At 68.4% G+C, this 25,680-nt stretch carries 21 protein-coding genes and 1 pseudogene; 12 read left to right on the forward strand and 10 right to left on the reverse strand.

Translation table 11 applies throughout. From position 1 onward, the window contains the following. Positions 1 to 4 precede the first annotated feature (4 nt). Positions 5 to 472 (reverse strand): hypothetical protein, encoded by a 468-nt coding sequence (locus ACFZDI_RS12160; RefSeq protein ID WP_391249848.1) that lies wholly within the window; start codon positions 470 to 472, stop codon positions 5 to 7. 420 nt (positions 473 to 892) lie between these two features. On the opposite strand from ACFZDI_RS12160, the gene ACFZDI_RS12165 reads away from it, so the two are divergent. From ACFZDI_RS12165 to ACFZDI_RS12175, 3 genes are all read left to right on the forward strand, one after another. Beyond that, on the forward strand, positions 893 to 2,437 hold the full coding sequence (locus tag ACFZDI_RS12165; protein WP_391251078.1) for a polysaccharide biosynthesis tyrosine autokinase: 1,545 nt from the start codon (positions 893 to 895) through the stop codon (positions 2,435 to 2,437). After that, positions 2,434 to 3,027, forward strand: coding sequence for a low molecular weight phosphatase family protein (locus ACFZDI_RS12170; protein WP_391249850.1), 594 nt, complete (start codon positions 2,434 to 2,436; stop codon positions 3,025 to 3,027). Before ACFZDI_RS12165 ends, ACFZDI_RS12170 begins: the two co-directional genes overlap by 4 nt. Before the next feature lie 315 nt (positions 3,028 to 3,342). Further along, positions 3,343 to 4,575 (forward strand): ATP-binding protein, encoded by a 1,233-nt coding sequence (locus ACFZDI_RS12175; RefSeq protein WP_391249852.1) that lies wholly within the window; start codon positions 3,343 to 3,345, stop codon positions 4,573 to 4,575. Between the two features lie 135 nt (positions 4,576 to 4,710). On the opposite strand, the gene ACFZDI_RS12180 is transcribed toward ACFZDI_RS12175, so the two are convergent. Further along, positions 4,711 to 5,232 (reverse strand): hypothetical protein, encoded by a 522-nt coding sequence (locus ACFZDI_RS12180; RefSeq protein WP_391249854.1) that lies wholly within the window; start codon positions 5,230 to 5,232, stop codon positions 4,711 to 4,713. A 249-nt stretch (positions 5,233 to 5,481) separates the two neighbouring features. On the opposite strand from ACFZDI_RS12180, the gene ACFZDI_RS12185 reads away from it, so the two are divergent. Next, positions 5,482 to 5,976, forward strand: a complete 495-nt coding sequence (locus ACFZDI_RS12185) for a hypothetical protein (protein WP_391249856.1) — start codon at positions 5,482 to 5,484, stop codon at positions 5,974 to 5,976. Positions 5,977 to 6,077: 101 nt separating this feature from the next. After that, positions 6,078 to 6,524 (forward strand): DUF6228 family protein, encoded by a 447-nt coding sequence (locus ACFZDI_RS12190; protein ID WP_391249858.1) that lies wholly within the window; start codon positions 6,078 to 6,080, stop codon positions 6,522 to 6,524. A gap of 25 nt (positions 6,525 to 6,549) precedes the next feature. Here ACFZDI_RS12190 and ACFZDI_RS12195 read toward each other — a convergent pair. From ACFZDI_RS12195 to ACFZDI_RS12210, 4 genes and pseudogenes are all read right to left on the reverse strand, one after another. Beyond that, positions 6,550 to 6,651, reverse strand: a pseudogene (locus ACFZDI_RS12195) (IS5/IS1182 family transposase); the annotation flags it as partial. 187 nt (positions 6,652 to 6,838) lie between these two features. Then, positions 6,839 to 7,129, reverse strand: coding sequence for a hypothetical protein (locus ACFZDI_RS12200; protein WP_344368874.1), 291 nt, complete (start codon positions 7,127 to 7,129; stop codon positions 6,839 to 6,841). 566 nt (positions 7,130 to 7,695) lie between these two features. Next, positions 7,696 to 8,895, reverse strand: coding sequence for a S8 family serine peptidase (locus tag ACFZDI_RS12205; protein ID WP_344368872.1), 1,200 nt, complete (start codon positions 8,893 to 8,895; stop codon positions 7,696 to 7,698). A 525-nt stretch (positions 8,896 to 9,420) separates the two neighbouring features. Then, on the reverse strand, positions 9,421 to 9,555 hold the full coding sequence (locus tag ACFZDI_RS12210) for a hypothetical protein (RefSeq protein WP_391249861.1): 135 nt from the start codon (positions 9,553 to 9,555) through the stop codon (positions 9,421 to 9,423). A 176-nt stretch (positions 9,556 to 9,731) separates the two neighbouring features. On the opposite strand from ACFZDI_RS12210, the gene ACFZDI_RS12215 reads away from it, so the two are divergent. After that, complete coding sequence (locus tag ACFZDI_RS12215) at positions 9,732 to 10,307, forward strand: DUF6336 family protein (protein WP_391249863.1); 576 nt, start codon at positions 9,732 to 9,734, stop codon at positions 10,305 to 10,307. Between the two features lie 120 nt (positions 10,308 to 10,427). On the opposite strand, the gene ACFZDI_RS12220 is transcribed toward ACFZDI_RS12215, so the two are convergent. Further along, positions 10,428 to 10,958: a hypothetical protein gene (locus ACFZDI_RS12220; RefSeq protein WP_391249865.1), complete on the reverse strand. Its 531-nt coding sequence runs from the start codon at positions 10,956 to 10,958 to the stop codon at positions 10,428 to 10,430. A 174-nt stretch (positions 10,959 to 11,132) separates the two neighbouring features. Here ACFZDI_RS12220 and ACFZDI_RS12225 point away from each other — a divergent pair, with 174 nt between their 5' ends. Next, positions 11,133 to 12,230 (forward strand): DUF2332 family protein, encoded by a 1,098-nt coding sequence (locus ACFZDI_RS12225; protein ID WP_391249867.1) that lies wholly within the window; start codon positions 11,133 to 11,135, stop codon positions 12,228 to 12,230. Positions 12,231 to 12,345: 115 nt separating this feature from the next. Beyond that, entirely contained in the window at positions 12,346 to 12,807 is a 462-nt protein-coding gene (locus ACFZDI_RS12230; RefSeq protein WP_391249869.1) for a hypothetical protein, read from the forward strand. Between the two features lie 49 nt (positions 12,808 to 12,856). Here ACFZDI_RS12230 and ACFZDI_RS12235 read toward each other — a convergent pair whose 3' ends face one another. Beyond that, positions 12,857 to 13,348, reverse strand: a complete 492-nt coding sequence (locus tag ACFZDI_RS12235; RefSeq protein ID WP_391251080.1) for a DUF6086 family protein — start codon at positions 13,346 to 13,348, stop codon at positions 12,857 to 12,859. A gap of 106 nt (positions 13,349 to 13,454) precedes the next feature. Between ACFZDI_RS12235 and ACFZDI_RS12240 the strand changes: the two genes are divergently transcribed. Continuing rightward, entirely contained in the window at positions 13,455 to 14,024 is a 570-nt protein-coding gene (locus ACFZDI_RS12240; RefSeq protein WP_391249871.1) for a DUF6328 family protein, read from the forward strand. 559 nt (positions 14,025 to 14,583) lie between these two features. Here ACFZDI_RS12240 and ACFZDI_RS12245 read toward each other — a convergent pair. Further along, positions 14,584 to 16,860, reverse strand: coding sequence for a catalase (locus ACFZDI_RS12245; RefSeq protein WP_391249873.1), 2,277 nt, complete (start codon positions 16,858 to 16,860; stop codon positions 14,584 to 14,586). A gap of 428 nt (positions 16,861 to 17,288) precedes the next feature. On the opposite strand from ACFZDI_RS12245, the gene ACFZDI_RS12250 reads away from it, so the two are divergent. Beyond that, a complete protein-coding gene (locus tag ACFZDI_RS12250) occupies positions 17,289 to 18,476 on the forward strand; it encodes an extracellular solute-binding protein (protein ID WP_391249875.1) in 1,188 nt (395 codons plus the stop codon). Positions 18,477 to 18,952: 476 nt separating this feature from the next. Then, positions 18,953 to 21,415: an FxSxx-COOH system tetratricopeptide repeat protein gene (gene fxsT / locus ACFZDI_RS12255; protein WP_391251082.1), complete on the forward strand. Its 2,463-nt coding sequence runs from the start codon at positions 18,953 to 18,955 to the stop codon at positions 21,413 to 21,415. Positions 21,416 to 21,444: 29 nt separating this feature from the next. On the opposite strand, the gene ACFZDI_RS12260 is transcribed toward fxsT, so the two are convergent. Next, positions 21,445 to 22,866 (reverse strand): protein kinase, encoded by a 1,422-nt coding sequence (locus ACFZDI_RS12260; protein WP_391249877.1) that lies wholly within the window; start codon positions 22,864 to 22,866, stop codon positions 21,445 to 21,447. 967 nt (positions 22,867 to 23,833) lie between these two features. On the opposite strand from ACFZDI_RS12260, the gene ACFZDI_RS12265 reads away from it, so the two are divergent. After that, the gene (locus tag ACFZDI_RS12265) at positions 23,834 to 25,600 is read left to right on the forward strand and encodes a S8 family serine peptidase (RefSeq protein ID WP_391251084.1); all 1,767 of its coding nucleotides are present in this window, start codon (positions 23,834 to 23,836) and stop codon (positions 25,598 to 25,600) included. Positions 25,601 to 25,680 lie beyond the last annotated feature (80 nt).

Here is a 25,680-nt window from a genome sequence, read left to right on the forward strand (position 1 = left end):
TCTCTCAGGAACTGCGACGGCGGCGTACGGCCAGCATCGTGCCACCGCCCGCCATGAGGAGGGCAGTCGCGGTCCCGCCGATCACCAGGGCCTTCTCGTTGCCCGTCTCCGCCAGCCGCTCCTCGTTGCGGTACCCCTGCGGGGACATCGACGGCTCGACGGCTGCCGCGCCACCGTGGGAATCGTGGCGGTCGTCGTGCCCGCCGTGCCCGTCCTCACCGTGGTGCCCTGGCTTGCCCGGGTGGTGGGGCGGCCTTGGCGTCGGGCTCATCCGCCCCTGCACGTAAATGCTGACGCCGACACTCACGTGGGGACGTTTCGAGGTGAGCCGGAATACGTGCCATCCGGTCACGGTGTTCTCCGGGATGGTCACGGTCCCCGCGACCGAGCCGTCACCCCGGGCACGGAAGTGGCCGAGCACGACGGGGCGGGATTCCAGGAGTGCCGTGACGAAGGCCCTGGGTGCAAACACGTCGGGGATGGTGCTGAAGCCCAGCTCCTCCCCCGCAGTCACCGTGGTGGTATCGACGGACAGGGGCGGGGGCGACGGTGGGTACGGCTGCGCCGAGGCGGCCTGCGCCCCGATCACTGGTGCCGCAATGAGAACGGCGGTCGTTGCCACCGATGCCAGAGCGGCCCGCCATCTGCGCAATGCTGTCATGGTCTTCGATCTCCTCGACTTTGCTCCGGCCCGGGCGTGCGGCGGCCTTGGTTTTCTTTCGTGACACCAAGTCCTGGGTATATGGAACAACTAGAACGTAACGACATTTACTGGGCCAGTGGCGGAAGAAGTCACCTGATTGGCGGAGTCCCGGCTCACACGGCGCCGTCGAAGGTCGCCCGAAGGGCCGACACATGGGGTGGCTCCCTCACTCGAAGACTCCGAGTCCCTATGGTCGACTGCGTTGATCGGGAACAGAAAGCCCAAATCGGGTGGTTCCCTCAGTCCCGTGAGGGGTGCAGCTTGGATTTCCAGGGATTCCTGAAGGCTCTTGCCAGACGCTGGCCGACGGTTGTGGTCTGTCTGGTTCTCGCGGTCGGGGCGGCGCTCGCCGTGACAAGCGTGAGCACCCCCGTGTACGAGGCGAAGGCGCAGCTCTTCGTCGCCACCCGCACCGGTGAGAACAGCATCGATCTGAACGAGGGGCAGACGTTCTCGCAGGCGCGTGTGCAGTCGTACGCCGAAATCGTGAGGACCCGTCAGGTGACCGCCGCCGTGGTGAAACATCTGCGGCTGCGCACCACCCCGGAGGAACTGGCTTCCCGGATCACCGCAGTCGTTCCGCTGAAGACCGTGCTCATCGACATCACCGTCCAGGACACCTCGCCCCGGCGTGCGGCGCGCACCGCCAACGCGGTGGCACAACGGTTCAGTTGGGTCGTCGAGCAGTTGGAGACCCCCAAGCGGCCGGTCCGCCCGCTTTCAGGGCCCGACAACAGGGACGGGGAGACCGTCCCTGTCTCCCCGGTCTCCCTGGGCATCACCCAAGAAGCCGTTGCCCCCAGCACTCCTACGTCACCCCGACCTCTGCTGAACCTGACCGCGGGCCTGGTCGGGGGCCTGTTGCTCGCTGCCGGGCTGGTCGCCCTGCGCGAGACGCTCGACACCTCGTTCAAGACGAGCGAGGCACTGGGCGCGTTCATCGCCCTGCCCGGCCTCGGGACCATCCCCTACGACAGGAGCGCCCCAAGGCAGCCGCTGGTCAATGCCGACGGGTACTCCAAGCGCGCCGAGGCGTTCCGCAAGCTGCGTACCAACCTGCAGTTCTCGCAGGTCGACGATCCGCCGCGCATCATCGCGGTGACGAGCTCCGTGCCCGGTGAGGGCAAGACGTGCACCGCGATCAATCTCGCCCTCTCGCTCGCCGAGACCGGCGTTTCCACCTGCCTCGTGGACGGCGACCTGCGCCGCCCGTGTGTGGCGCCGGCTTTCGGCCTCGTCGAGGATGCGGGCCTGACCACGGTGCTCATCGGGCAAGCCCGGGTCGAGGAAGTGATGCAGCAGGTCGCCGGCGGTCTCTCGGTGCTCGCCAGTGGTGCCGTGCCGCCGAACCCAGCGGAACTGCTCGCCTCCGCGCGCATGGAAGAGGTACTGCGGCAGCTCGCGGACCTGTACGAGGTCGTCATCATCGACACCGCACCGCTGCTGCCGGTCGCCGACACCATGGGGCTCGCCTCGCTCTGCCAGGGTGCGCTGCTCGTCGTACGGGCCGCGAAGACCAACCGGGATCAGGTGCGCACCGCCAGCGAATCGCTGGACCGCGTGGGCGTCCGCGTGCTCGGCACCGTCTTCAGCATGGCTCCGGTTCCCAAGGGCGGCCGCTATGGCCGCTACGGCGCCTACGGGCAGTACGGTGAATTGCCCGCTCCGCGTGTGTCGGCCACGCGGGAGGAGGAGGCCGCCTCAGCGGTCACGCCCGGCATGGACGGGCAATGACTCGGATCCTGTTCGTCTGCACGGGCAACGTGCACCGCTCGGTGCTCGCCGAGCGTCTGCTGGCGGCGAGGCTGCCGCCAGGATCGGCCATGCGGCCGGAGAGCGCCGGCACGGAGGCGTGGCACCGTTCTCCCATGGAGGACACCACCCGGGCGATCCTGGAGGAGCTGGGCGGCGACGGCTCAGGGTTCGGCTCTCGCCCACTCACCGCACAGCTCGTGGCGGGCGCTTCGCTGGTCCTCGGACTCGCGCGCGAGCACCGGGAGGCGGCCGTGCGTCTCGCGCCGGCGGCGATGCGGCGATGCTTCACCCTCAAGGAGTTCGTGCGGCTCGCCGGAGGGGGAGGCGCGGAGGGCGGCGGGGACGGATTCGACGGAGCGGAGGGCCGGGGCGGCTTCGAGGCCCTGGTGGCGGCGGCGGCCACCCGCCGCGGTGCCGCTGCCCCGGTCCTGGCGGCCGAGGACGACATCCCGGACCCCTGGGGCAGGACCCGTGAGGAGCTGTACGCGTGTGCCCTGGAGATCGACAGGGCGCTGAGCGGGCTGGTCCGACTGTGGGGACGCGTCATCAGACGTGATGTCAGTTGTTGAGTCGGCCGTAGCTGGTGAGGGCTGCAGCGACGCCGACGGGTGAAGCCTCGGTCATGCCCTCCAACGGCTTCACCGTGCGGATAGCGGAGGGTCCGGCAGAAGTGGTGCGTACTCGGTAGGACCGTGTAAATGCCGAGTCCGACCGCAGGAAGTGCTGCTCCCGCGGACGGGCTCCGCAGGCTCGCTCAGTGGTCCGGCGCACAGCGACACCCGTACGTCTGGGCCCGTCGAGTGATCCGAAGGCCGGCACCGTCGCTGCAGACGTCACACGGGGAACGATCTTCCGACCCCACCAGGCAGGGAAGGACGACCACTGTGGCCACAGCATTCCCGGTCACCGCCGACGAGCCCGAGCGTCTGCAAGTCCTGCAGCGGTACGGCATCCTGGCGGCACCGGTCCCTCCGGACCTGGCGTCGATCGTGGAACTCGCGACTTATGTCTGCCAGGTCCCCCACGCGGTGATCAACATCATCTCCGCCGAGGACGCCAACCTGATCGCCGCCGTCGGTTTCGAGCCGACGGTGTGTGCCCGCGGCGATTCCATGTGCGCGGTCACCTTGGTCGAGCCCGCCCCGGTGTTCGTCCCGGACGCCAGGCTCGATCCCCGCTTCGCGGACAACCCGTGGGTCAGTGGTGTCTCCGGCGACATTCGCTTCTACGCCGCCTCCCAACTACGCACCCCCGAAGGACCCGTTCTCGGCACCCTGTGCGTCTTCGACACCGAAGTCCGTCACCTGACCGCCTCGCAACGCGGCGCGCTGGACAAGCTGGCCCGCATGGTCGTCGACGTCCTCGACCTGCACCGTCACCAGAGGCTGCTTCACCAGGCATTGCAAGCCGCCGATGCGGCACGCTGCGAACTCGAACGCTCCAACCGCGCCTTGCAGCAGTTCGCCGGGCAGGTCAGCCACGACCTCAGGAACCCGCTGACCGGTCTCCTCGGTCACGCCGAGAACCTCATCGATATTGCGGCGATCGGCAACGACCCCGACGCCGCCTTCTGCACCCAGCGGGTCATCAGCTCCGCCCACCGCATGCGCACCATGATCGAGGACGTGCTTTCCCTGGCCAGCGCGGGTGGCCGACTCCACCTCGAACCCGTTGACCTCAACACCCTGGCCCACGCCGTCATCGAGGACCTCGACAGTCCCATCACCGCCGGCAGCGCTCGCGTCACCGTCGAGGACCTGCCCGTCATGACCGCAGATCCGACCCAGTTGCGTGTGCTGCTCCAGAATCTCGTCAACAACGCCCTGAAATTCCGTAAACCCGACCGGCCCAGCCGGATCGTCATCACCGCCACAGCACATCGGCACGGATGGGACATCGCCGTCATCGACAACGGCCGCGGCATCCCGCCGCAGGACCGCCAGCGCGTGATGGACCTGTTCACCCGTCTGCACCCGGACGTGGAAGGCTCCGGCATCGGACTGGCCACCTGCCAGCGGATCGCCACCGCACACGGCGGCTCTCTCCGCCTCGAAGAGACACCCGGCGGCGGCACCACCGCCGTGCTCACCCTGCCCACCGACTCGGCAACGAACTGACACCCCCTCGGCCTCACCTGCCGCCCGAGCAGGCGACTGCCGCGAGCCGCGCCGCTCATCCCTCCCGCGATATCCTCGACACCAGCCACGGGGGCGACAGCAGCCCCGCTGTTCACGGGCCCAAACGCCACCGTTCTAGGCGGCATCGTGGATGACGAGCTTGAACTCGGCGAGGGTCAGCAGACGCGGGGTGGCGTCGTTGTGCGTAACACGGAGCGCAACCGGAGTGCCCGGGGCAACGAAGACACCATGGTTCTTGACGTAGTACTGGCCGCCGGGCGTCGGCGTGCGGTGCTCGGTCGCCGTCGTGTCGTTGGGATTTGGCGTCAGGCCCAGCGGGTCACGGACGTACTGGTCGCGCAGTTCGGTGTAGCCTCCGCTGCCGCTGGCGGACTCCCACTGGATCATCGCATGCAGGTGACCCCAGCCGGCTTTGGACGGCCAGATCAGACCGCTCCGGTCATCTGTCGCCCAGTCACTCACCACATAGCCGTCCGGCTGGACGGCCTGGTGCATCTCGAATCGGTCTGTCGATTCCGCCGCTCCGAAGGGAAACCGGACGATCTTGTATGAGGTCCCGGGCGAGATCAACTGAGGCGTATCGACCTTGAGGGAGCAGACCTGCACTCCCGCTGCAACGCCGGGATTCGCATCCATGGTTCAGCAATGCCCGCTGTCGGTCGACGACATGCCAGCCCCGTTGCTCGCGCGTGCGGCCTCCTCGGTGGCCGGTTCCCCCGCTTCATGGCAATCACCGACAGTCGGCATCGACGCCGCCCGCGATGCCGGCGGCCGGTGACGCCACCCCGCACGCCCGCACCGCACTCGGGCCGGCATCTGCCCGAACGATGTGCACCTACTCACGGGCACCGAAGAAGGCTCACAGCCCGACGGTACGGTGATCAGGTGGCGAACCTCTTCTCTGGTGGAGGCCGGGAGCTCGATCTGTCCAACGGCGGCACCGAGGCGTTTGTTGGAGTGCTGACGCTCGCTGTCTCAGACCTTGCATCCCAGGCGTGGGACCTTCGCTTCGCGGCGCTACTGATCTTGCAGGACCAGAACGTGATGGGCCGTGGCGCGGTCGGCTTCCACCTCGAGGAGGTCGACTGGGGCGCCAGCGAGTCCGAGCGCGCACAGTCCAAGGACTTCGTACTGCGCGCCACGGCTCTCGCAGCGAGCGGACATCGCTGGAGCGAGTTGGGCTACCACCCGCCTCGCGTGCATGACTACCTGGAGCAATTCAGAATCATGGTAGAGAATTTCACCCCGCCGGCCGGCAGCGGCCCCTTCCACCACTTCCCGGGGCCGGAGGGGGCGGCCACGGCATCGTGCACGCGTCACCGCGTCCTCAGCGGGTTCCCCTACTGGGAAGGTTGCTTGCTGTGTCACCAGCCCCGATAGCTGCGGGCTGGAGCTGCGCTCGGCTTCCGCCGCAGATCGGTGCCGGTCAGGAGGGGTAAAACTCCTGGTCACAGGGAGTCTCGTGCACATAGCCTGCACACGTGAGGGAGGAGAACGAGCTCAATCCGGTTGTTCGCGTCGGAGGTGACCGGTACCGAACGATCAGCATGCGCTTCCACCAGCTGACACGTTCCTTCCCAGAACACGATGACGCGATGCGCGACTTCGTCGTCACAGCTCAAGGTGAGTCGGCGCGGATCGAGGTCATGGTGAGAACCTGGGACGGAGACGGCCTCGACGCCTTCCTTGCCGAACTGGCAGAGAAGTTCCGAGGATGGAACGGCACCAGGACCTGGCGCTCTCTCGAGGGTGACTTGACGCTGGCTGCCGAGCACGCAGGATCACACGTCCGGTTGACGTGGGGGCTGCATGACCGTCTCCCCGATGACGAGTGGCGTTTCGAGATGACGACCATCCATGCTCCTGGGGAAGACATGCGAAGTCTTGCCATCGAGATGCGTACCTTCTTGGAGTCGGACCCGCTGTAGTGAGCGGAGGCAGCTCGTCAGTCGCCTACGGCCGACATGGGGCGCCAAGTTGTCGATGCCGGATCAGGCAGCAGGCGAGTTTGAGGAACGCTTCGTGGATGTCGGCCCGCCGTTCCCAGCGGATCCGTCTGCTCACCCGGCTCATCTTCCTTCAGGGCCACGGCCTGGGCATCGCCTACCGACGCGAGCTCGGGAGTCATGCGCCGCTCGCTTGCGTGATCAACGCTCGATGAGAAGTGATGCCACTCGGCCCTGCCCCGTGCCGCCGTGGTGCCGACACACGTGCGACCTGACCGAGCACGGCGTCCGCGGCGTCAGAACTCCGGGTTACCTGTCACATCTCGCCCCGTTCGCACCCGGTAGGAGATCCGTACCCCTTCGGGGCCGGAGGCGCGGATGCTTCCCCAGGGAATGGTCTGCCCGAACTTGAGCCCGGCGAAGTTGGAGTCTCCCACCACGTCCAGCTTCACACCATTCAGCCTCCGAGTGAGTGCGAGGACGTCGCGGGGTTCCTTGATCTCGACCGTGCACTGTCTGGACACGGCGATGTCAAGCACTTCCAGACCGCTGGGACCAATGGTGCGTACTTTGTCATGGACCGCCATGGAGGGTCCTTTCCGTTCAGGAAACGGCGGTGGGCCGGCGCTACCTCTGAGCCTGCACAGTGTCCTGAGGCAGCGCCCGCCCAGCGAGACGAACAGGTGACCGCCGTCGGGTGGCCACCCTTGTGCCCGCCACCCGCCCGTGCCCTCTCGGTGCAGGATGAGCCGGACGGACGGGATCCGCTCCCGGCCTGGTGCAGGTGGCGATGCCGCTTCGGGTGTGGCCATGGCCCGTGATGGCAATCCCGGGCCGGAGTCGGTGCGCCAAGCGCTGCGGGTCTGCCTGTGGCCGGTGCAGCGTTGGAGGGAGCCGTAGCCGGCGGACGCTGTCGTAGGTGGGAACGTCGACCACGGGACGACGTGGCCGGTGGCCGTCGCACGCGTCGTCCTCGGAGGACGACGGCTGGCACGCGGCCGGCCCCGTCGAGGGCGGACCCGAAGGTGGCACATGATCGAGAGGGGGGTGGAACAGATCATGGAACTTCACACCCCGTGGACACCTGCCGTGCACCACGGCCGGTGCCCGCTGTGCCAGGTCAGGCAGCACAGCGGGCACCGGTCGAGGGCGACTACTCGACGATCTTCAGCAGCTTGTTCGCGGTTCCCTGTGCGGGGTTGGAGATCTTGTCGGCTGTGGCGCCGTCGGTGAGGGCCTTGGCGACCTGTTCCGGCGTGGCGTCCTTGTGGCCCGCCAGGTAGACGGCCGCGGCGCCGACGACGTGCGGCGTGGCCATGGACGTGCCCGAGATGGTCTTGGTGCCTTCATCGCTGTCGTTCCACGCGGAGGTGATGTCGGAGCCGGGGGCGTACACGTCCACGACCGCGCCGAAGTTGGAGAAGTCCGACTGCTTGTCGTCCTTGGTCGAGGAGGCGACGGTGATCGCTTCCTTGACGCGGGCCGGGGAGCCCTGCCCGGCGTCCGCGGATTCGTTGCCGGCGGCCACGGCGAAGGTGACGCCGGACGCGACGGCCTTGCGCACTGCTTCGTCGAGGGCCTCGTCGGCGCCGCCGCCCAGGCTCATGTTCGCGACGGACGGGCCCTTGTGGTTCTTGGTGACCCAGTCGATGCCGGCGACGACCTGCTCGGTGGTGCCGGAGCCGTTGTCGTCGAGCACGCGCACGGCGACGATCTTCGCCTTCTTGGCGACACCGTGGGACGTGCCCGCGATGGTGCCCGCGACGTGGGTGCCGTGGCCGTTGCCGTCCGTGGCGTCGTTGTCGTTGTCCACGGCGTCGAAGCCGGAAGCGGCTCGTCCTCCGAAGTCCTTGTGTGAGGTCCGCACGCCGGTGTCGATGACGTACGCGGTCACGCCCTCGCCCGCGCCGTCCGGGTAGGTGTACTTGCTGTCGCCGGCGGTGTCGGCCTGGTCCAGGCGGTCGAGGCCCCAGGAGGGCGGGTTGTCCTGCGTGGCGTTGATGCTGAACTTCTTGACCTGCACCACCTTGGCGACCGACGGGTCGGCGGCGAGACGCTTGGCCTCGGCCGACGAGAGGCCGTCGGCCGAGAAGCCGTCGAGGGCGGCGCTGTACGTGCGCTGGAGCTTGCCGCCGTACTCCTTGGCGAGCTTGCTCTTGTTCACCTTGTCGTCCAGCGTGACGATGAAGGTGCCCGGTACGGCTCCCTTGGCGCCGAGTCCGTACACGGTGCCTTCCGCGGGGGCGGGTTCGGGAGCGATCTGCGCGTGCGCCGTCCCGAACGTCGTCAGGGTGGCGACGACAGCCGTGGCGGTGAGGACCTGCATTCTGCGTGTGAATGCGCGAGCTGACATCTGAGGGTTCTCCTCGTCACTTTCGTGGGGGGTGTGGGGGGTTCGGACCGGAACTGCGTTCGGCCCGCCTAGAACCTGACTCATTGATGTGCGCAGATCAAGAGCTTCACGCCAACCCACGCTGTATCAGCAGGTCAGCAGCGCACGAATCGGCCACCCTCCCCCGTGCGTTCATTCGTCACATGCCTTCCGCGCATACGGACGTTGTGTCGAGGATGTGTGACCATGCACCCGGCGGGGCGGTGGCTTCGAACAATCTGGGTAGACAGGGCCAGTTCCACAGCAAGCGATTTCGGACCGGCAGTTCGTAGAATCCGAAATTTGCTGTGGACCTCGCCCGGCGGCATGAACCAGACCGATTAGCTACCCCGGTCCGGGCAGACACTTCCGCGCGATGTGCCCGATGACACCTGCTACCTGTCTCAACAACTCGCTCGTGAAATGGCCCTGCGTGCATGCTCGTTGCATTTGTGTGGTCGGGCGGGCCCGTGGGCTGACCGGTGCAGAGCGGGAACGACCGCCGGCCTACCCACTGGGTTCGACGTACCGGGCCCGGGAAGCGACGGTCAGTAGCGCGGACATCCCGGTGACCTCGTGGGTGGCCCGTTCGTCGATCGGCTGTGGCATCAGCACGCCCCGGCCCTCCTTCAGGAGTTCCACCGCAAGGTAGGACGACGGCCTTACGCTCCACCCTGCTCCTCGCCACCGTGTCCATCTCGCGGGCGGGGACTGGCCGTTGCCATACGCCGAGGAGGAAGCGGCCCGACTCCAGCGGTGTCCGTCGCCGGCCCGCGGGCCACCCGTCGAGGGATCCTCGCCCAGCTCCCCGGCTGCTCGTGGTTTTCCACTTCGCGGGTCACGCCGAGCAGCGTCCGCCGAGCCAGGGCGGGGCCGCACTCTACTGCGGGCACGCCGAGGACCCGGACGGCGCCCCGCTGACCACCGCCGACATCGCCGGACTGCGCTGCAGGATGGCTGCTCGGGTCGAGCGGGCTAGGGTGCTGGGCATGGCTTTGGATCAAGACGGCGTGATGCTGCCCCGGCTGCGGCCGGTGGAGGTTGCGCGGCGAGGCGTGATACTCGGCCTCCTGGGCGCGATGCCGCTCGTAGTGGCGGCTTTGAGTATCCCTCAGCACAGCAACCGCGAAGAGTTCCTGTCCGTCATCAGTGGTCTGACCGGCCTCTTCGGTGCAATGCTGCTTGTGATCGGTGCCGGGTTCTGGTGGGCCAGTGCGGGGGACATCCGACGCCTGCGGGACTGGAGCACTGTCACGACGCAGGGTGCTGCGATCACCCTCATCGGTCCGTTGTTCCTGCGCTCCGGGTTGTTTCTGCTTGTCTTCGGGGCCGTCGCTTTCGGGCTGCACCAACTCGTCGCCACTGCGCCCTACGGCAGTTGGTTGCACGGCTAGGCGTCTCTGCGCCGTTTGTGTAGATGACCTCGCGGGGGGAAGGAGGGCAGTGCTGCGGGCAGGACAGCGTCGGGGTGTACCGGTCCCGGGCCCGCTGCCTGTTCCGCGTGCGTCTCGCCGTCACTCCGGCGCTGACACGCCCAGGTCGCGACGCATCAGGGCCCTCATGGCGCGCAGCATGTCCCAGATTTCAGCTTGGCCTTGGAACGCGGTGGTCAGGGTCTCCCCCGGCTCGGGTTCTCCTCGTTCGAGGCGTTTCACCTGACCGTAGACCTTGTTGAGAGCTTGATTGACCGCGCTCGCTCGGGCGAGCACATCGTCAGGGGCAATCATCTGTGCTGCCGAGTAACGGTCACGGTGGGCTGTCTTCGCTTCCTCGAGGGCATCCTTGTCAGCTTCCTCGACACCGCCGTCCCGGAGGAGATGCAGATGACGGTTGAGCGCCGTGGTGAATTGACGTGCGTCCCGGTTGAGTTCCGCGTAGCAGGTCCGTCGGAGGAGCAGGTACTCGCGGATGTCCTCTTGGTCCCGGACCAGCTCGAGCTCCCTGCGTTTCGACCGCTCGGCCGCTCGTTGGGTGAGGAGCGAGCCGCCCAGGGTTCCGGCTACACCTGCCACAGCGATGAGCACTGCGCTGAGATCCACGGACATCCCCTATGAAGTCGTTGAACACTCATCACCGCTACTCCTGGTCGTACTGTCAACCGCGATCGCGGAGGGAAGAACCTCCGCTGGACACGACCCCACAGCTACGAAGCCTCGGCCGCTCCCTTCAGTGGCTTCATCATGCGAGCACGGCAGGTGAGTTTCAGTACGATCGTAAGGATGCCGAAGCCGACTGCCGGAAGTGCTGCACCCGTGGACCGGGTCCGCAGGCTTGCTCAGATGTATCGGCGTTTCGGGCAGGTCGACGCAGCCGGGACATCGCCTCTGTACGAGCGCGTCGCCGTCGCTCTGAGTGAGTCCGATGAGGTGCTGCGCGCCATCGAGGCGGTGCCGGCGCGTAAGCGGCACCCCACGATGATTCTCGCCGCGCTGCACGACCTCGCTCTGGCCGGACGTGCCCCCGCGCTTGCCGCGGCCTATGCCGCTGCGGAACGCGACGCTGCCGCCGACGCGGCGATCGACACGCTGCTGCGCATGACCGACGAAGTGGTGGGCATCGTCGTACGGCGCAAGGTGCGACCTGACGAGACCGGACGCTACGCCGTGCTGTATCCGGCCATCGCGGAGGCCGCACGCCGAGTGGGGGCGCGTGCGGTCGGGTTGATCGATGTCGGCCGCTCTGCCGGGCTCAATCTCCATGTCGATCGCGTCGGCATCGAGTACAGCGACGGGCACAGGATCGGCGATCCCCATTCTCCCGTGCAGACGACCGCGTCGATCGTGGGAGACCGGGCCGTCCCTACGCGCGTGATGCCCGAGGTCGTGGCCCGGGTCGGCGTCGACGCCGACCCGGTGGACGTGACCGACGCGGCCGACTGCCGGTGGCTGCGTGCCTGTGTGTGGCCGGATCAGCACGAGCGTGCCGCGACACTCGACGCGGAGTTGGCGTGGGCGGCGACGGCCCCTCCCCTGCTGGTGCGTGGCGTCCCCGTCGAGGTTCTGCCCGGCGCCGTCGCCCGTGTGCCCGCGGACGCATTGCCTGTCATCACCACGACGTGGGCCCTGTCCCGCTTCCCTGTCGAAAGCCGTCGCCGCTTTGTGGAGCGTCTCGTAGCAGCGGCAGCCGACCGGCCGGTGGCGTGGGTGTCAGCGGAGGGAGTCGGAGTCGCGCCGACGATCCCGACACTTGGCGATCGTCGCGCTTCCGGCCACAGCATCATCGGCGTCGCCGTTTTCGACCGGTCGGCTCGCCATGTCGACGCCGTCGGGCGCTGCTGGTCGCGGGGGAGTCTGCTGTCCTGGCTGGCGGAGGATTGAGCAGGTGCAACCCGAGTAGCGACCCCGTTCGCCCACGTCGGTTCGCTGCTTGTGCTGGTTCCCGGGGCGAAGCCCCCCGGCCGGGCGCAGGCGAGCCCTGCTGGTCGTAGGGTCGGTGCTCCTCGTCCATCTCGGTGGCCTGACCCTGTTCCTGGTCGCGGGCGATGTGGCCAGGGCAATGCTGTGGGGCCTCGGGGTCCTGCCCCTCGCGTTCGGAGCACTCATCCTCACGCCGGGTGCGACGTGGGTGTACGACTGGCTGGTCCTGAACCGCCGGGGCATCTCCGTCATGGCCTCGTACGCGCACGGCTTCGGGAACAAGCGGGCCTTCACCTACGCCGAACGGACGGGCACGAGCACGAGATCAAGCCGTACCTGTCCCCCCAAGCACTACCGTGGCGACCCCTCGCGGATCGAGATCGTCTTTGATCCCCAGTGCCCGAGCCGTGCCAGACCAGCACTGCCCGGTTGGCACGTCGCCCTGCAGGCATCAGGACCTCTCGTCTTGGGTCTGCCGTTCTTGGCTGCCGGTCTCTTCCTGGTTCCCTACCAGATGGTCGACTTCCTCGTGCCGTGAAACGGGGTGATCGCCGGGTACCGTCGTCCCTGCAGCTCGAGGGCTCTGGTCAGCGAGGCATGCGGCGGCTCAGCTCCCGTGCCTTCGCGCGCAAACCGGTCGCCCACCCGTCGCCCTCCGCCGGGGTGGACATCCCTGTGAGGGCCGAGACCTGCACGTCTTCACGCGGGCCCTCCGGGGTGGTGCCGAGCTGTGCCCAATCCGTCGTGATCTCGGCGCGTTCTGCGAGGACCAGCACCGTGGCCGTGAAGCCTTCGGAGAGGGCCAGCACGACGGCGTGACTCGTTCTGCGGTGCTGCGCCAGGAGAGCGTGGACGAAGGTCGCGAAGGTGATCGGATCGATCTCACACTCGTCGTTCTCCATCGGCCCGATACCTGAGGGAAGCCCCAGTTCCGATTCGAAGACTGCCACCTGGCGCTGGAACATCCGGGAGGCTCCATTGGACGGGTTCCACAGAGTCTCGTCGCCCATTTGGAAGTACTGGCCCATCGCGACGCCTTTCAGTTGATCACGGCAGGTCAGCGTATCCAGTCTGATCATCACCGTCGTCGGTGTCGTACGAGGCCGGCGAGCGCCTCTCCTCCGTCCTCCCGCATGGAACCCTCCCAGTCGGGGCAAACGGTGTCTTTGAACTGGGGAGGATGACATGGCCGTGACCGAGCATTCCGTCGAGCCCGAAGGCCAGAACGGCGCCTGTTGCCGGCGGCACGACAGCCCGCAAGCGGAACCAGAGCAGGAAGCGCCGGAGACACCGCATGAGAGGGTCAACAGACGTTGGAACGAGATACTGCAGGAGACACGAGTCACCCAGACCGGTGTGCAGATTCTCTTCGGCTTTCTGCTCAGTGTCGCCTTCACTCCGCTTTTCCGGGAGCTGGAGGCCTTGGACCGCGGTATCTACGTCGCGACCGTCGTGCTCGGTGCGGCGGCCACCGGATCGCTCATAGCGCCGGTCTCCATCCACCGCTTCCTGTCCGGTCAGCGCATGAAGGACGACGTGGTGGAGATCGCCGGCCGCTTGATGATGTGCGGCATGGTGCTCCTCGCCCTGACCATCGGCTGCACGCTCCTGCTCATACTCCGTTTCGTCATTCCCGGTGTGCTCGCCGAAATGCTGGTCGCCGGGGTCATGCTGTGGTTCGGCCTGTGCTGGTACGCGTTGCCGCTCTACCTTCGACGCCGTGCCGATCGGCGCTCACGCGCAAGCGAGGCCTGACGCAGCAGGCCGCCCTGACGGGCTCTGCCACCGGAACACCGACCCGGCTCCGGTTCAGCGGATCATGCGATCGCAAGGCACACTGTGTCGCTGAATCCGCCCTCACGAGCCCGAGGAACCCTGGTGTCGCACGGCCGGTCTCCTGCGGCATCCGCTCTCGGAGGGTCCTGGAATTGCAGCACCACTGCGGCAGCTCGCGGGCGCTGCTGGGAGGAGAGTTCACACCGGGAGAAAATGGCCGACTGGCGTGGCGGGTCAGGCTGTGGGAGACGATCCGCCCAACATCACGGCGTCCATGACCTGGAGCGGTTCGATCGTCATCTTCTACGACTCGGGCAACGGCAACTGCACCTGACCGGACGTCCTCGAGGCCTCAAGCCCCGTCAACCGGCGAGCCGAGTGGGTTGACCCGTATGTCACGGGGGTCGCCGGTTGACGGGTGCGGCTTGCAGGTGCTGCCCGATCGGCCCGCAAGCCGTCGAACGGGGTCGCCGAGGTGAGGCACATCCGCGACATGTCATCGTGCCGCCGAGTCGGGACGGTGCCCACCGGCGGACGATCAGCGGATCGTCGTGAACCGATCCCATACGCGGTGTTCGGCCATCAGCTCCTGCATCTGTTCCAGCACGGGCGTGCCCTCCCGGCCGACCACGATGCCGGGGGTGTCCGCCGGGATGCCGAGTGCCTCCAGTGCCGTGTCGCCGCCCGCCCAGGCGCCGATCGCCTTGCCGTGGCGGTACGCCTCCGACAGCAGCAGGCTCACCCGCGGATCGACGGCCCCCCGTGGGCCGGTGGGCAGGGCCTTGGCGTCGCGGGAACCGTAGGAGTCGCCGCCTGCCGTGGGTGTGCCGGCCAGCAGCAGCGCGTCGAACTCGATGGACCGCGCTGTCGCGAACGTCCGCTGGACGGTGATGGCGTCGTCACCGGTGCCCAGCTTCCCGCCGTTGGGCGCGATGACCAGCGGGACCATTCCCGCACCGAGGACCGCCTCACGCACGGCGCGCACGCCGTCCAGGTCCCCGTCCGGGCCGGTGACGATGCCGATGAGGCGGCCGTCGGTGGGCCAGGACTGCCCGACCTGCGACAACGCGGGGCTCGGTTCGACCTCGGTCGGCGGCACGCTCGGCTCGGGCGCGGGCAGGCCGAGGCCCTCGGCCACACCGGCGCACAACTCGGCGTCGATGTTGGCCAGCACCTGCAGCGCGCGTTCCTTGACGGCCTGCTCGTAGCACTTGCCCAGCTCGAAGGTGTAGGCACCGATGATGTGCTCGCGCTCCACCGGGCTCATGCTGAGCCAGAACCGGCGCGGCTGGCTGAAGTGGTCGGAGAACGACTCGGGGGCCTCCCGGACCTTCGTCGCCTCCGGTACCCGTACCGGTGTCTCGATGTACGCGCCGGTGTCCGCCCCGGCGAGGAACGGGCAGCCTCCGTCGAGGGAGTTGGGCCGGTAGGGTGCGACGCCCCGGTGCACGGCGTCCTGGTGGTAGCCGTCCCGCAGCATGTCGTTGACCGGCGAGTGGGGCCGGTTGATGGGGATCTGCGCGAAGTTCGGACCGGCCAGGCGTGTGATCTGGGTGTCGAGGTAGGAGAACAGCCGTCCGGCGAGCAGCGGGTCGTCGGTGATGTCGATGCCGGGCACGAGATGACCGACGTGGAAGGCGACCTGCTCCGTCTCGGCGAAGTAGTTCGACGGGTTGCGGTTGAGGGTCAGCAGCCCGATCGGCTGTACGGGGGCCAGTTCCTCGGGAACGAGATTGGTCGCGTCGAGCAGGTCGATGCCCTCGAAGGTCTGGTCCGGGGTGTCGGGGAAGGTCTGGATGCCGAGCTCCCACTCCGGGTACGCGCCCGCCTCGATGGCGTCGGCGAGGTCGCGGCGGTGGAAGTCGGGGTCGACACCGCCTGCGATCTGCGCTTCCTCCCACACCAGGGAGTGCACGCCGAGCTTGGGCTTCCAGTGGAACTTCACCAGCGTCGTGGTTCCGTCGGCGGCCACCAGACGGAAGGTGTGGACGCCGAAGCCCTCCATCATGCGGTACGAGCGCGGGATGCCCCGGTCGGACATGTTCCACAGGGTGTGGTGGGTGGCCTCGGTGTGCAGGGTGACGAAGTCCCAGAAGGTGTCGTGCGCGCTCTGGGCCTGCGGGATCTCTCGGTCCGGGTGCGGCTTGCCGGCGTGGATGACGTCCGGGAACTTGATCGCGTCCTGGATGAAGAAGACCGGGATGTTGTTGCCGACGAGGTCGAAGACGCCCTCCTCGGTGTAGAACTTGGTCGCGAACCCGCGCGTGTCCCGCACCGTGTCGGCGGAGCCCCGCGATCCCAGCACCGTGGAGAAGCGTACGAACACCGGCGTCTCCGCGCCCGCTGCCAGGAACGCCGCCTTCGACACGGTGGAGGCGGTGCCGTAGCTCTTGAAGACGCCGTGCGCCGCCGCGCCGCGGGCGTGCACGACCCGCTCCGGGATGCGCTCGTGGTCGAAGTGCATGACCTTCTCGCGCAGGTGGTGGTCCTGCAACAGCACCGGCCCGCGCGGGCCCGCCTTCAGCGAGTGGTCGGTGTCGTACAGCCGTGTGCCCTGGGCGTCCGTGAGGTAGGCGCCCGACTGCGCCACTCGGGCCTGGGCCGCGCCGGTGGCCTGCCCGGTGGGCGACATGGTGTCGGGCCCGCTCTGGTCCGGCTTCGGCGGCAGGGGCTCGCGCGGCTCAGTCGGTTCCGTGACGCTCGGGGACTCCGGGCCCGGCTTGCCGGGAATCCCCTCATCCGGTCCCGCGCCCGCGCCCTGAATGGCTTCGGTGACCTTGTCCGCCGCCCGCTTGATGGGATTGGGCTGGCTCATCGCTATCGTTCCTCTGCTTCAGCCGGCCATGGCCGGCACGGCCACGGAGATCGGTGTTCCGAGTTCCGAGTTCCGGCGGCGGGTACCCGGCTGCGCCGGACGAATCCCTGGTCATGCTGTCGGGCACGGCTGATGCCAAGCTCTCACGGCGCCGAGCCCTGCGCACCCGGCTGCTGTCAGGGGGGTGAGGGCGGTGCCGTGTCGTGGGTGGGCCCGGCGGGTCGGCCGTCCGCCAAGGCCGGCGGCGCACAGCACCCCGAGGGTGCACCGCAGGACCGCGAGGACGATCCGGCACGGTGGAGTGCGGTGAGCCATGCGCCGCAGGGGATCCCGGGAGCCCGGTGATCGACAAGGTGTCAGGTGGCCGTGCCCGGCCTCTCGACGCCGTGTCAATTGTTCAGCTGTGCCTGACTCGGCATGCTGCCTCCATGTCCTTGAAGACGATCCCTCCGCTCTCCCGCCGTACGCTGCTGCGAGCGCTGGGCTCGGGCGCGGTGCTCGGCGGACTCGCCGGGTGTGGTGTGCCGGCTGCGTACGTACGGCCGGGCGACCGCGCCGCCACCGATCTGTCCTCCACCGACCGGAGGCTGAGGTGGGCGAACTGGCCGCTGTACATCGACACCGATGACGAGCGCCCTTCGCGACGGCCCACCCTGGACGCCTTCGAGAAGCGCACGGGGATCTCGGTCGAGTACGTCGAGGAGATCAACGACAACGACGAGTTCTTCGGCAAGATCAGCCCGGCGCTGATGAACCATCAGTCCACCGGCCGCGATCTGATCGTCATCAGTGACTGGATGTGCGCGCGGTTCGTGCGGCTCGGCTGGGTGCAGGAGATGGACCGGGCCCGGCAGCCGAACGTCACGCGCTACCTCGATCCGCAGTTGCGGTCGCCCGCGTTCGACCCCGGCCGCGCGTGCACGGTGCCGTGGCAGTCCGGCATCACCGGCATCGCGTACAACCGGCGCCGGATCGGCCGGGAGATACGACAGGTGTCCGATCTGTGGGCGAGCGATCTGAAGGGCCGGGTCACACTGCTGTCCGGACTGGACGAGGCGTTCGCGCTGCTGATGCAGGGCAACGGCGTCGACATCACCCGGTGGACGGCCGACGACTTCCACACGGTCTGTGACCAGGTCGAGAAGCAGGTGAGGAAGGGACAGATCCGGCGCTTCACGGGCAACGACTACATCAAGGATCTGTCCAGTGGTGACGTCCTGGCCTGCCAGGCGTACTCGGGGGACGTGATCCAGCTCCAGGCCGACGACCCGGACATCGAGTTCGTCGTTCCGGAGGAAGGCGGCGAACTGTGGGCGGAGTCGCTGATGATTCCCAACCTCGCCCGCCACAAGGCGAATGCGGAGCGGCTCGTGGACTACTACTACGATCCCGAGGTCGCCGCCGAGCTGGCCGCCTGGGTCAACTACGTCTGCCCGGTCCCCGCCGCCCAGGACGTCCTGGCCTCGGCCAAGGACGAGGAGAGCGCCGCCCTCGCCGAGAACTCGCTGATCTTCCCCGACAAGGAGATGCGCAGCCGACTCGCCATCGCACGGGACATCGGCTCGAAGGAGCGCGTGGAGTTCGGCAGGCGGTGGAATCGGATCGCGGGATTGTGAGGGCGGTGGGGGTGAGCGGGGCAGGGTGACCGCCGGCACGGGCAGGATGCTGAACCAGCAGATCCAGCGTGAGGAGATCGTGCGCTCACGCAGCCCATCCAGACCACGGGTTTGGGGCAGTCGCGCCCATCCAGGTAGAGCCCCATACGCGGCTGACGTCGGAGGCTGTGCCCGGCGAGTCGGCAGATCGGGATCGCCGCCGCGGTGCCGTCGAGTGCGTCCTCGACCGTGAACTGTCGCGCCCGCCCGAGCCGGTGATCGGGGACCGGCGCACATGTCTTTCCCATGCGTCACGCGCGTCGGCGTCGCAGCCCCTGACGCCTCGGCGTCTCACGGATCGCCGAAGGTACGAGCTGAGGCGATAGGGCTTCTGCCACGCCTGGTCTGGGGCATCCTTACCCCATAGCCACGATCGGGGGGACGGGTTGGCCGCAACGAGGCTGGGCAGACCGGGCGTGTGGCTCCGTGGGCTCTTGGTGGCGTCGCTGGCTGCCTTCCTGGGGGCTGTGGTGTGGGCCACTGTCCGCTATGGGCTTGCGAAGGCAGACCAGACGGCGAGTGTCGTCGGCGGCACCATCGCCGTGCTGAGCCTGCCGGTTTCCTTGTACGCCCTGCGAGCATCCGGCCGTGCGGAAGCCGACACGGCGGTGAGCGGTACGCCCACCACACGGGAGTGGGTGCCTGCCGCAACCGTCCATGCCTCTCTGAGGCCGCCGGTGCCGACAGCGCCGGTACGGGGCCGGGACGATGAACTCGCCCTCCTGGAAGGTCTGCGGTCCGGAGGAGGCATGGCCGTCCTGGGCGGGGCCGGTGGCCTGGGCAAGACCACCCTTGCCGCTGAAGCCGCCCGCCGCGCGCAGCAGGCCGGGGCGTCGGTGTTCTGGATCCAATGGCAGGATGACGCCCATCGCCTGGCCGAAGACCTGATCCGGGTCGGGCAAGCCCTGGACCTCTCCGAGAGCCGACTGGACGCGGCGCGGCGGGGCCGAGCAGTGCTGGTGGACGTGGTGTGGGACCACTTGGCCGCGGTGCCCGGGTGGGTGGTCGTCATCGACAATGTCGACCGCCCCGAGCGGGTGGGGCCGGGCAGGGACGCGGTGGCGGCCTACCGGGGGTGGCTGCGCCCTGACGGCGCCGGGCTGCTGATCGTCACCAGCCGGGACACCGCGACGAGTACCTGGGGACCGCAGGCACGCTTGCTGAATATGGAGCCGCTGCAGGAGGCAGCGGCGGCCGCGGTCCTGTGCGATGCCGCGCCGTCAGCGGGCGGCGAGGAAGGGGCGCGGGCGCTTGCGGCGCGGTTGGGAGGACTGCCGCTGGCTCTGGACGCTGCGGGCCGGTACCTGGCCACCGCGACGAGCCGCTACCGCGACTTCACCGCCTACCGGGAGGCGTTGGACCGGGAGTTCGGTGATCTTCTGGGAGCTCAGAACCCTCAGGCCGCTGCCGATCCGCACATCGCCCGCACCGTCATCCGGCACACGTGGGACCTTTCCTTGGACCAGCTCCACGCCGACGGCTACGCCCTGGCCCGCCCTCTGCTGCATCTGCTGGCGCTGCTGGAAGCGGCCCCCATCCCTCGCTGCCTGGTCACTCCTGCCCTCCTGGCCGACGCCACCGGTCAGGACGTGACGATCACCGCTCTGGATGACGCTCTGGCCGGGCTGCACCGGTATGGCCTCGTGCAAAGCCCCGGCACCGCGCCGAACGCGACGGATGGCGACGGTCCCCATGTCGGAGTCGGCCAGGTGGTTCTGCATCCGCTGGTTCGTGAAGTCATGGCCACCAACCTCGAGGAGACCGAACGCGCCCCGTGGCAGAACGCCCTTCACACGCATCTCACCGTGGCGGTGGGCGACGCCGTCCGAGCCCGGCGTGCCGGCTGGCCCACCGCGCGCCTTCTCGCCCCCCATCTCCTGCCGTTCCTGAACCACAGCACGGACGAAACCTTTGCCGCTACCCGCACCACACTCAACTCCCTGGCCGACACGCTGCGTGAAGCCGGCGCATTCTCCGAAGAGCACCTCATACGTCGGCAGCTCCTGGACGCGGAGATACGTCACCTGGGTCCGGAACACCCCGACACTCTCGTCAGCCGCAACAACCTCGCCCTCACGCTGCGTCGCCTCGGCCGCCATCAGGAAGCCGCCGCCGAGCACCGCCGAGCTCTCACCGACCGCCGGCGCGTCCTGGGTCCGGACCACCCCCACACCCTCAACAGCCGCAACAACCTGGCCCTCGCTCTTATCGACCTCGGCCAGTACCCGGAAGCCGCCGACCTCCTTCGCCGGACCCTCACGTACTACGAAGACGTCCTCGGCCCCGACCACCCCGACACCCTTACGGGCCGCAACAACCTGGCCCTCGCCCTGGACCACCTCGGCCGGCACCAAGAGGCCGCCGACCTCCTTCGCCGAACTCCCACCGACTCCGAACGAACTCTTGGTCCGGACCACCCCGACACCCTGGCCAGCCGCAACAACCTCGCCCTCGCGTTGCGCCACCTCGGTCGCCATCAGGAAGCCGCCGACCTGCACCGCCGAACGCTCACTGACCGCGAACGGACCCTCGGCCCCGACCACCCCGACACGCTCAACAGCCGCAACAACCTGGCCCGGGCCCTCGACCACCTCGGCCGGCACCAAGAAGCCGCCGACCTGCACCGCCGCAACCTCACCGACTGCCAGCGCGTCTTCGGCTCCGACCACCCCCACACACTCACGATCCGGACCAATTTCGCCAGCGCACTGCACCACCTCGGTCGCCATCGGGAAGCCGCCGACCTGCACCTCCAAGTCCTCGCCGATTTCGAGCGGATCCTCGGCCCCGACCATCCGAACACCGATGCCGTCCGCGGCAATCTCGCAGCCGCGGAGGCAGCCGCCGCACGAATGCGGCACGGTAGGTGGTCGAGGATGCGTGGCCGCAGGCGGCACTAGGCGATGTCATCAGGCAGCAGCCTGGCTCTTCACTTGTGAAGTGCCGCATTCCCGCCCTTTTGCTTCTTGCGCGCGTGACCCTGCGGCTGCTTGTGGACCTTGGGCTTCTTCTTCGTGGCTGCCTTGGCCGCGGGCCGCTCGGCATGGCCGGCCGTAGCCGGGTGGTTGCCGTCCCGCGAGCTGTCGGAGGGCGTATGAACCGCCTGGATGGAGTCGGAAGCACTCAGCGGCTCACCGGAGACGGACCGGTTGGGCGAAGGTCGGGGCGCCGTGGTCTTCTCGTGATCGGCGGGATCCGGAGACGTGGGAGGGACGGCCGCATCAGGGACGGACGGAGCTGCCTCGTCTTTCGCGTCCCGGTGTGAGAAGCCGTCGGTGACCACCAGCCCGGAGGCCAGGAGGGCGGCCAGTGCAGCCGCTACTCCGCGCGCTCGGACGCGGGTGCGTGGCGAGGCGGATCGCATTATCCCCTCGGGGCGTCCCGTCGTGGCGCTCGGGTTTCCGGGCATTTTCGCGGCGGTCGGCACAGCCCGGTGCGTGTGGTCGATGCGGGGCGTTACGGCTGTGCGAGGAACGATGCTGAGCGCGGGCCGGACGTCGGCTCCAGCCGAGCTTGCCGCGCTCGTTGCGGGCAGACGCGTCAGGGCCTGGGCGCAGGCGTAGGCCGTGGGGCGGACCTGTTCCTCCAGGCTGGTCATGTCCCGCAGGAGAGTGGCGAAGCCGTCGGGCAGGAAGTCCGGGAGGGTGGGCGGGCGGTGCAGGCGCGCTATGGCGGCCTCCAGGGGGCCGCCGTCGTATTCGAGTCGGCCGGTGAGGCATTCGAGGAGGACCAGGCCGAGGGCGTAGATGTCGGCGGGCGTGCCGACCGGCCTCCCTTGCACCTGTTCCGGGGACAGATAGGCAGCCGTGCCGGTCAGGGCGTCGGTGGAGGTGTGGGTGGTCGCGTCCAGCAGCCGGGAGATGCCGAAGTCCGTCAGATGGGGGTGGTCGGCGGAGTCCAGGATGATGTTGGACGGTTTGACGTCCCGATGGACGATCCCCTCCTGGTGGGCGTGGGCCAGCGCCTCGGCCAACGCCGCGCCGAGTGCGGCGGCAGCCTCCCACGACAAGGGGCCCTCCGCGATGCGCGCCTTCAGAGTACGACCGTCGATCAGCTCCATGACCAGGAAGGCCTCGCCGTCGTGACGTCCGGCGTCGAAGGCGGTCACCAGTCCCGGGTGTTGCAGGCGGGCGAGGATCACCGCCTCGCTGCGGAAGGCCTCCTCGGTGTCGAAGCCGGTGCCGGGGCGGAAGAGCTTCACTGCGACCGGCCGCTGCAGCCGCAGGTCGAACCCGCGGTATACGTCAGCCGCACCACCGGAACCGATCAGCGCATCCAGACGGTAGCGGCCCGCCAGAATCCGGGCACAGCCTCGCAGGGCCCGGATTCCCCGCACCTCGCGCAATCCCATCGATCTCCCCACTCCGCACATTCGCACCGCTCGGATTCCCGTCGTCGACGGGCCGCTGAACGCAAGTACCCAACCAGCGGCCGCTTGCACAGCCAGGGGCACGAACTGCTGCATCGGGCCCTCGATGCGTGCACACCACCGGGGCCAGCGCCATGGCCTCGTTACACCTCGCCGACGTTTGGGCCCGGGTGCCGTCTCATGGCCGTCAAGGTTTCGGCGAGGCGCGTCATGGCCGCTTCCGCCGTGCACGGATCGCCCTTGAGCGCTACGAGCAGTACCTGTCCGCGCGTCGCGTTTTGGACAACCAGGAACTTCGCCAAGTGGGAGATACCCCAAGGGGCTTGAAGCGGGATGCGCACGTCGGAGTCTGGAGGCCTTGTCGACACGTGACCCGGAATGTGGTCAATGTTCGACACTACTTGCGCCAGGGGATCGATGAACGCCACCGGTGCGCCCGCTGCGCTGTACGGCCACCGGGGTCTTTGAGACCACCGGTCAGGTTCGCTCGGACGAGGAAGCCCCGACCGGACGGGGGGATCACGGTCGGGGCGGTCTTGATGTGGGTGCGGATGGCGGTCGCCTCTCGGCGAAAGGCTCCACAGGGCTTCAGCCGAACGATCGTCCCTGTGGGCGAATGGTGAGGCCCGGGGACACTGTCCCATCCACACCCACGTGTTGTTTAACGGGCAACCAGTGAGGGTTGTTCCCCGCCTCGCTCGGGCGCGTGGTGATCTGCGCCACTCCCCCACCCATCCGGCCGTGAAGGCGAATCCGGAGCCGGCTCACCTACTTGTGCGCTGTCGACGATCTGTGCGCCACAAACCCTTCCCTTGTCATGCACTCATCTGAAATCTTGCGTCGACCCATTTCAGCCCACGGCCCGGCCGGCGCCACCCACTGCCCCGGACCTTCGGAGGATGCTGTGACAACCCCCCGCATATCCCGGCACCGTCTCAGACGGTCGCTGCTGTCCCTCGCCGCCGCCGGAGCGGCTCTCGCGCTCACCACGCCCGCCGGGGCGGCCGATACGGACACCGGCCTTCCGCCGGGACCGGCCGCGGCCCGCGCCGTACCGCTCGCCCAGACCGCCGCCGGATGGGCGGCCGGCACCCGCTCCTACCTCGTCATCACCGCGCCCGGCGACACCACGGCCGTACGCAACGCCGTGGCGTCCAACGGCGGTTCGGTGTTCGCCCACTACGACGCGATCGGCGTGGTGGTCGCACACTCCTCGTCGGCCGGCTTCGCCACCGCGATGCGCTCCGTCGCGGGCGTGCAGAAGGTGGGCGCCACCCGCACCTCGGACGTCCCCGCGGACGCGTACTCCCCCACCCTGCCGAGCGCTCCTTCGCAGTCGACCACCACACTCACCGAGACCGCGCGGTGGGACATGACCAGGATCAACGCCGACAAGGCCTGGGCCGTCAGCACCGGATCGGCATCCGTCACCGTGGGTGTCCTGGACACCGGAGTCGATGACCGGCACCAGGACATCGCGCCCAACTTCGACGCGGCCGACTCCGTCTCCTGCGCCTACGGCAAGGCCGACGCGCGGGCCGGTGCCTGGCGTGACGTCGGCAGCCACGGCACACATGTGGCGGGCACCATCGCCGCCGCGAAGAACGGCAAGGGAGTGATCGGTGTCGCGCCGGGGGTGAAGATCGCCTCCGTGCGCATCGCCGAGCCGAGCACCAGCATGTTCTTCGCCGAGAACACCGTCTGCGGATTCATGTGGGCCGGTGACCACGGCTTCGACGTCACCAACAACAGCTATTACACCGACCCGTGGATGTTCAACTGCCCCGACGACCCCGACCAGGCGGCCATCATCGAGGGTGTGCGCCGGGCGCAGGAGTACGCGGAGGGCAAGGGCTCACTCCAGGTGGCGGCAGCGGGCAACTCCAACTACGACCTGGCGAACAAGCGCACCGACAACTCCAGCCCGAACGACTCCACCCCGGTCAACCGCACGATCACCAACGCCTGCGTCGACATCCCGACCGAGCTGCCGGGCGTCGTCACCGTTGCCGCGATGGGCAACGGGAACATCAAGGCGTCCTACTCCAACTTCGGCCGGGACATCATCGACGTGGCGGCCCCGGGCGGCGACGGAGCCTACGGCGTCTACTCCACGCTGCCCGGTGGCAAGTACGGGAACATGAACGGTACGTCGATGGCGTCGCCGCATGTGGCCGGTGTCGCCGCGCTGCTGAAGAGTGCCGATCCGGCCGCCACCCCCGCTGAACTCCGCGCGCGGCTGGGCACCCAGGCCACCGACATCGCCTGCCCGTCCGACAGCCGCTGCACCGGCACCACCGCGAAGAACGCCTTTTTCGGGGAGGGCCAGGTCGACGCGCTCAAGGCGATCGGCGGCACCCCGCCGCAGCCCGGGCGATACTTCGAGAACACCACCGACGTCACCGTCGCCGACAACGCCACGGCGGAGTCGCAGATCTCCGTGACCGGCGTGGCGGGCAACGCCCCGGCCGCGTTGAAGGTCGGTGTGGACGTCAAGCACACCTACCGCGGTGACCTGGTGCTGTCGCTCGTCGCGCCCGACGGATCGGTCTACCCCTTGGAGGACTTCACCGACGGTGACAGTGCGGACGACGTGGTGAAGACGTACACGGTCGACGCCTCGTCCGAGACCGCGTCCGGGACGTGGAAGCTCCGCGTCCGCGACATCGCGACGCAGGACACCGGGCGGATCGACGCCTGGAACCTCACCTTCTAGCAACAGCCGTACCCCCACCTCACGCCTTGCGTCACCTATCGACATTCGATAGCTTCCCATCGTAAGTCGATTGAGGGATG

It is taken from the genome of Streptomyces sp. NPDC007907 (assembly GCF_042959365.1).
Classification (GTDB): Bacteria; Actinomycetota; Actinomycetes; order Streptomycetales; family Streptomycetaceae; genus Streptomyces; species Streptomyces indiaensis.

Coding starts and splice junctions, on each gene's coding strand:
- ACFZDI_RS12200 (WP_344368874.1), bottom strand. CDS start 7,129: ATGGCGGTCCATGACAAAGTACGCACCATTGGTCCCAGCGGTCTGGAA.
- ACFZDI_RS12225 (WP_391249867.1), top strand. CDS start 11,133: ATGCCGAAGCCGACTGCCGGAAGTGCTGCACCCGTGGACCGGGTCCGC.
- ACFZDI_RS12235 (WP_391251080.1), bottom strand. CDS start 13,348: ATGATCAGACTGGATACGCTGACCTGCCGTGATCAACTGAAAGGCGTC.
- ACFZDI_RS12245 (WP_391249873.1), bottom strand. CDS start 16,860: ATGAGCCAGCCCAATCCCATCAAGCGGGCGGCGGACAAGGTCACCGAA.
- ACFZDI_RS12170 (WP_391249850.1), top strand. CDS start 2,434: ATGACTCGGATCCTGTTCGTCTGCACGGGCAACGTGCACCGCTCGGTG.
- ACFZDI_RS12205 (WP_344368872.1), bottom strand. CDS start 8,895: ATGTCAGCTCGCGCATTCACACGCAGAATGCAGGTCCTCACCGCCACG.
- ACFZDI_RS12240 (WP_391249871.1), top strand. CDS start 13,455: ATGGCCGTGACCGAGCATTCCGTCGAGCCCGAAGGCCAGAACGGCGCC.
- ACFZDI_RS12260 (WP_391249877.1), bottom strand. CDS start 22,866: ATGGGATTGCGCGAGGTGCGGGGAATCCGGGCCCTGCGAGGCTGTGCC.
- ACFZDI_RS12180 (WP_391249854.1), bottom strand. CDS start 5,232: ATGGATGCGAATCCCGGCGTTGCAGCGGGAGTGCAGGTCTGCTCCCTC.
- ACFZDI_RS12250 (WP_391249875.1), top strand. CDS start 17,289: ATGTCCTTGAAGACGATCCCTCCGCTCTCCCGCCGTACGCTGCTGCGA.
- ACFZDI_RS12165 (WP_391251078.1), top strand. CDS start 893: ATGGTCGACTGCGTTGATCGGGAACAGAAAGCCCAAATCGGGTGGTTC.
- ACFZDI_RS12220 (WP_391249865.1), bottom strand. CDS start 10,958: ATGTCCGTGGATCTCAGCGCAGTGCTCATCGCTGTGGCAGGTGTAGCC.